The organism is Candidatus Aquicultor secundus, assembly GCF_002791875.1.
Taxonomy (GTDB): Bacteria; Actinomycetota; Aquicultoria; order Aquicultorales; family Aquicultoraceae; genus Aquicultor_A; species Aquicultor_A secundus.
This window is the reverse complement of sequence record NZ_PFNG01000026.1, coordinates 1-231: the sequence shown is the minus strand read 5'-3', so window position 1 is coordinate 231 and position 231 is coordinate 1. Positions and strand designations below refer to the sequence as shown.

Sequence of the window (231 nt, the reverse complement as noted above, 5' to 3'; positions counted from 1 at the left end):
CCGCACGCAGCAGATCCTCGGCGCCTTTGATGTAACACGCCGTTCCGGTACAGACGGTGCAGGTATGCTCTCCCGGCGGTTTTAATGTGAAGAAGTAATAAAACGTCGCAACACCGTAGACCTGGCTTAATGGCACACGCAGCGCCGCCGCCATGTATCTCATGGCCTCTTCATCCAGAAAACCAAACGTCTCCTGAACGGTATGAAGCGTTTGAATCAGGGAATGCGGCG

General features: G+C 54.5%; 1 protein-coding gene. It reads right to left on the bottom strand.

Features of this window, described 5'->3' with window-relative positions:
- The coding region (locus tag COY37_RS00895) for an NAD(P)H-dependent oxidoreductase subunit E (protein ID WP_286975556.1) at positions 1-231 on the bottom strand (231 nt) is incomplete at both ends.